The sequence below is a fragment of the Mesorhizobium sp. M2A.F.Ca.ET.037.01.1.1 genome, from assembly GCF_003998075.1.
Classification (GTDB): Bacteria; Pseudomonadota; Alphaproteobacteria; order Rhizobiales; family Rhizobiaceae; genus Mesorhizobium.
The window spans coordinates 1-4,859 of the sequence record NZ_RZSA01000488.1; the positions used below are offsets into that span (position 1 = coordinate 1).

Annotated in this window: 7 protein-coding genes; 3 read left to right on the top strand and 4 right to left on the bottom strand. The window is 65.0% G+C overall.

Annotated elements, in window-relative coordinates; genetic code table 11:
* The coding region (locus tag EOA27_RS22140; RefSeq protein ID WP_189562079.1) for an anhydro-N-acetylmuramic acid kinase at positions 1–126 on the top strand (126 nt) is incomplete at its 5' end.
* Between the two features lie 437 nt (positions 127–563).
* On the opposite strand, the gene EOA27_RS22145 is transcribed toward EOA27_RS22140, so the two are convergent.
* Together EOA27_RS22145 and EOA27_RS22150 are read right to left on the bottom strand one after the other, a co-directional pair.
* A complete protein-coding gene (locus EOA27_RS22145; protein ID WP_126078716.1) occupies positions 564–986 on the bottom strand; it encodes a GNAT family N-acetyltransferase in 423 nt (140 codons plus the stop codon).
* A gap of 58 nt (positions 987–1,044) precedes the next feature.
* Positions 1,045–2,229, bottom strand: coding sequence for an MFS transporter (locus tag EOA27_RS22150; RefSeq protein ID WP_126078717.1), 1,185 nt, complete (start codon positions 2,227–2,229; stop codon positions 1,045–1,047).
* 48 nt (positions 2,230–2,277) lie between these two features.
* On the opposite strand from EOA27_RS22150, the gene EOA27_RS22155 reads away from it, so the two are divergent.
* Positions 2,278–2,817, top strand: a complete 540-nt coding sequence (locus tag EOA27_RS22155) for an Lrp/AsnC family transcriptional regulator (RefSeq protein ID WP_126078718.1) — start codon at positions 2,278–2,280, stop codon at positions 2,815–2,817.
* On the opposite strand, the gene EOA27_RS22160 is transcribed toward EOA27_RS22155, so the two are convergent.
* Together EOA27_RS22160 and EOA27_RS22165 are read right to left on the bottom strand one after the other, a co-directional pair.
* Positions 2,814–3,317, bottom strand: coding sequence for a hypothetical protein (locus EOA27_RS22160; protein ID WP_126078719.1), 504 nt, complete (start codon positions 3,315–3,317; stop codon positions 2,814–2,816). The two genes, EOA27_RS22155 and EOA27_RS22160, sit on opposite strands and share 4 nt — an antisense overlap.
* 9 nt (positions 3,318–3,326) lie before the next feature.
* Positions 3,327–4,157, bottom strand: coding sequence for a class I SAM-dependent methyltransferase (locus EOA27_RS22165; protein WP_126078720.1), 831 nt, complete (start codon positions 4,155–4,157; stop codon positions 3,327–3,329).
* 85 nt (positions 4,158–4,242) lie between these two features.
* Here EOA27_RS22165 and EOA27_RS22170 point away from each other — a divergent pair.
* Positions 4,243–4,859 (top strand): LysR family transcriptional regulator (locus EOA27_RS22170; RefSeq protein WP_145970466.1); only part of this gene is annotated, 617 nt, incomplete at its 3' end.

Here is a 4,859-nt window from a genome sequence, read left to right on the forward strand (position 1 = left end):
GGCGACGCGGTGGAAGCGGAATGTTTTGCTTTCCTCGCCGTACGCGTGCTGCGCGGCCTTCCGATCAGCTTTCCGAGCACCACCGGCGCGCCAGAGCCGCTGCGCGGCGGAAAGCTCGCGGGGTAGTTCCTTAACACAGAAGTTTTGACCGGTTGGTTAGGGTGCGTTGGTAGATCCCACGCCTTGGCGATTGGCCGAGACGCCTGTCGCGGTCGTCATCCACGGGCGGAGCAAGGAGCGAAGCGACGCGCGCAGACCCGAGGATCCATGCCGTGAATTGGAAGCGCCGCGGCGGTCCAGAAATTCTGCACCGTTGCACACTTCGGTCCAGGTAACGGCATGGATTCTAGGGTCTGCGCGCGTCGCTGCGCTCCTTGCTCCGCCCTAGAATGACGAGGTTCAGAAGCCTCCAGCTCATCGCCAACGTTTGCGCCGACTACCCCAGCGGACGTTGATAGCCTTGACCGACAAGCCTGCAATGTTTCAAAACCAATGTGTTGAGGAACTAGTTTGTTTTGCGCAATTCCGGACGGAAAACCGCTCCACAATTCCCTGGAATTGCTCTAAGGCAGCTTCTTCTGCAGGAAGACGCGCCGGCGGCCGATCGGGAAATCCGGCAATTCGCCGAACGGCTGATAGCCCTCACGCCGATAGACCTTTTCGGCAATTGGATTGAACGTGTCGATCCAGGCGCCATGGCACCCGCGCGCGACAGCTTCCTGTTCGGCGGCGTCGAGCATGCCGGCGGCAACGCCTTTTCCGCGCAGCCTTTCGTCGACCCACAGCCACTGCACGTAAAGCCAGCCCCAGGCGGTGTAGCCGGATATGCCGGCAATGACGGCGTCATGCTCGTCGCGCACGAAGACAACGAGAGGCTTCCTGCCTGAGGGGCCGACGTCATCATCATTGAAAGCGGTGAGACTTTCGCCCAGGAAAGCAAGGTCCCGCGGCAGGGGCTCGGCGGTGATCTCGAGCGTCGTCTTCATCGGCTGCGACTCCGGTTCACAAGCCAGCCTTAGCGAAGGTGTGAACGCAGATGCAAGCCTATTGCCGGGTGGACGACCGCCATGCCGCCGCGCCCGCCGCCACCAGCATCAATCCAGCGGCGACCAGGGCGCTGTTGGCGAAGCCGAGGCTCGTGTAGAGCGGGCCGAAGCCTGCCGTGCCGACGGTGACCGCGAGATAGGTGACCGCGCTGTTCAGTCCCATGATGGTGCCGCGCCGCGACGGGTCGAGCGCGGTGAGGCGCATGACCAGCACGTTCAGCCCGAGATGGTTGGCCAAGCCCCAGACGGCGATCGTCGCGATCAAGGGGCCGAAGGCGGTGCTGGCCAGCGCGATCGCGACATAGACGGCGGCGACCAGCAGATAGGCGAAGGGCATGACGCGGCGCGCCCCGAGCCGATCGATGACGCCATCCAGCAAGGCGGCCGCGCCGAAGCCCAGGCCATAGGCGACCGCCGCCAGGCCATTGGCGCTTACCGGCTCGCCGAGGGCTTCATGGAGATGATCGCCAAGATAGCCATAGACGCCATAGAAGGCGATCATGAAGGCGCCGCAGGCAATGAGCAGCGGCAGAATGCCGGGAACAGCGAGCGCGCCGAGCGGCGACGGCGCGGGACCGCTTTTCCTAGTGTCGTGCAGAGAGCTCATCGCCAGGCCGGCAACAGCTGCTGCCGCCAGCAACGCCACCGCCGCGAAGACGGCCCGCCAATGGATGAGATCGGCGAGCACCGCGGACAGCGAGACGCCGGCGACCATCGAGAGCGTCCAGCCGGTCAGCACGACACCGATGGTGCCGCTCTCGCGGCCGGGCGGCGCGATCGCGGCCGAACTGGCGTAGATCGCCGGCATGGCGATGCCGGCGGCAATGCCGGCGACGAGCTGGGCCGCCACCAACGTCGTCACCGTCGGCGCCAACGCGCTGGCGACCAGCGCGATGGCCAGAAGCAGCAACGCGCCCTGCAACATGCGGCGCGCGCCGATGCGGTCGATATAGCGGGCAAGGAAGAGCGCGCTGGCCGATGTGCCGAGGCCGAAGGCGGCGGCAGCCGTCATCACCGCCGGCACGCTGGCGCCGAACGACGCCGCGACGGCAGGCGCGATCGGTCCCAGAACCAGCGAATTAGAACCGATGACGGCGATGCAGCCGGTCAGCAGATAGGCGGCGGCCGGAATCGGCGCGCGCGGCGCCAAGGTTATAAAAGTTGATTGATTGCTGTTCGACATATCATCATAATGACCGAATTAAATTCCGCATCAAAGGAGAATTTCCATATGGACGCAGAAACAGATGACATTCAGCGGAACAAGCAACCGGCCCGCGAGATCGACCCGATCGACCGAAAGATATTAGGCGTTCTCGTCGAGGACGCGACCATCAGCTACGCCGATCTGGGCGAGCGAGTCGGCCTGTCGCCGCCGGCGGCGCATGAGCGGGTCAAGCGGCTGAAGCGCAGCGGCGCCATCCGCGCCACCTCGGCGATCATCGATCCAAGGGCGGTGAAGAAGCCGCTGCTCGCCTTCGTGCATATCGACACAAGGGGCTGGGGCAAGACGCCGGAGCTGATGGCGGTCTCCAAATATCCGGAGGTCGAGGAGATCCACACGGTCGCCGGCGACACCTGCATGCTGCTCAAGGTGCGCACAGAGGACACGCGGGCGCTCGAAGGCCTGCTCGCCCGTCTCTACGACACGCCCGGCGTCACCTCGACGCGCAGCTACGTCGTGCTGTCGACCTATCTCGAGCGCCCGGTGCAGCCCGAAATCACGGGCGAATGGCCTGCGCCCAAGCATATGGCAAATCCCATGTATTAGGCCGTTGCCGGCTGATGGCGCCTCGAACGCGCCAGCAGATAGAAGGCCGCGACATGCGTGATCATCAGCAGCGGCACGTAGATGACCGGGATCGCGTAGGTCGCGCCCAACTGGCCGGCATGGCCAGGAAGGTCGAGCATGACGCCATGATAGTAATCGCCAACAAGGTCGATCACGCCCACGACATTGAAGGCGACGACGAGCAGCCAGAAGATCGCGGGCCGCTTCGCCGCGAGCAACGCCAGCATGGCGAGCAGGCCGGTGGCGAAGTCGCCATAGGCGGCGAAGCTTGCGAAGCCAGGAGCAAGGTCGGGGCCGACAACGCCCGGGATCAGGAAGACGAGCCCGAAGAAGCGAAAGCTGTGCAGCGTGGCGATCGCGCGCTGCGCTTCTACCGGCTCCATCGATCTCAGCCTCGGCCAGATATAGGCGGTGAAGCAAAGAAGCCATGGCACGTAGCCGAGCCCAAGTTGGATGTTCAGGATCATCGCCGGTGACATCCGCACCTCCTATAAAGCCTTGGGGGGAACGGCTTCGAACACTGCTGTCAGAATGCCCAGCCGCCCTTCCATGAGATTGCGCCCGAGATTGGTGGTGAGTTCGGCGAAACCCTGCCCCATGACGACGCCGAGATTGAGCGACGGCGGACCGGAGGCGCGGAGTTCGGCGAACCAGGCCTTGGCTATGGCCGTGTCGTCGCGGCGGACCAGCGTGCCGAAGCCGGCGGCTTCAACCACCTCGCAAGTCGCTTCTGCGGTCAGCAGGAAGCTTTCGCCCGGCGTCTTCGCCCACGGCACCGGATAAAGAGGATCGCCGCCATTCAGCACGACGTCGAAGGTGGCGAATTTTCCGCCGGGTTTCAGCACGCGCTTGATCTCGCGGTAGAGCAGCGGCCGATCGGCGATGTTCATCGCCACATGCTGCAGAAGCACGGCGTCGAAGCGGCCGTCCTCGAAGGGCAGCGCCAACGCACTGCCGGTCTCGAACGACACGCTGCCGTCCTGCCCGGTCCGCGCGGTCAGATAGCGCGCGGCTTCGACGAAGGGCTCGCTGAGATCGACGCCGGTCACCTTGCAGCCATAGGTCGCCTCCAGGAAGCGAGCTGGCCCGCCGACGCCCGATCCGACGTCGAGCACCGACATGCCGGTGGTGATGGCGGCAAGTTCGGCGAGCTCGGCGGTCGCGGCCAGCCCGCGGGTGTGGAACTGGTCTAGCGCCGCCAGTTGCTCGGGCTTCAGCCGCTCTTCCTCAGGCCCAAAGACCGCCAGCGCCGTCTTCAATCGATCGGTCAGGCCGGTCGCGCGATAGTGATCGCGCACGCGATCGAGTTCGTCGGTCATTGCCAATTCCCTTCAGGCTTCCAAGCTCATGGAAGAAATACAACCGCTTTCTGCGAACCACTATCCGCGATAATGTCGATGGGTCATGAAGCAGAACTTCACAGTCAGGCATGGCGCCCTCGACGGCGTCGAGGCCTTCTTGAGTGTCGCGAAACACCGCAATTTCCGCAAGGCGGCGGCCGAGCTTGCCGTCACCCCGTCAGCGATCAGCCAGGCGATACGCACGCTGGAGGCGCGCATCGGCGCCGCGCTCTTCATCCGCACGACGCGTAGCGTGGGTCTCACCGAAGCCGGCGAGCGCTTTTTCGCCCGCGCCCGGCCGGCCTTCGAGGAATTGATCGCCGCGAGCGAGATCGCGCGCGGGATGGGCGAGCGGCCGGCCGGGCTGTTGCGCCTTTCGGTGCCGCCGGCCGTGGTGCCGGTGTTGCTGGAGCCGATGATCGCCTCCTTCTGCCAGGCCTATCCAGAGATCGAGCTGGAGATCGTCGCCAGCGGCGAGTTGGCCGATCTCGCCGCCGAAGGATTCGATGCCGGCATTCGCATGGGCGATCTGATCGCGCCCGACATGGTCGCGGTGCGGCTGACGCCGTCCTTCCCGATGGTAGTGGTCGGCAGTCCCGACTATCTGCGCCGGCGCGCGGCGCCGGAGCGCATCGAGGATTTGCGTGACCATGCCTGCCTGCGCCTACGCCGCTCCAACGG

Excerpts from the sequence above, each read along its gene's own strand:
- EOA27_RS22145 (WP_126078716.1), bottom strand. The coding sequence starts at position 986 with ATGAAGACGACGCTCGAGATCACCGCCGAGCCCCTGCCGCGGGACCTT.
- EOA27_RS22150 (WP_126078717.1), bottom strand. The coding sequence starts at position 2,229 with ATGTCGAACAGCAATCAATCAACTTTTATAACCTTGGCGCCGCGCGCG.
- EOA27_RS22155 (WP_126078718.1), top strand. The coding sequence starts at position 2,278 with ATGGACGCAGAAACAGATGACATTCAGCGGAACAAGCAACCGGCCCGC.
- EOA27_RS22160 (WP_126078719.1), bottom strand. The coding sequence starts at position 3,317 with ATGTCACCGGCGATGATCCTGAACATCCAACTTGGGCTCGGCTACGTG.
- EOA27_RS22165 (WP_126078720.1), bottom strand. The coding sequence starts at position 4,157 with ATGACCGACGAACTCGATCGCGTGCGCGATCACTATCGCGCGACCGGC.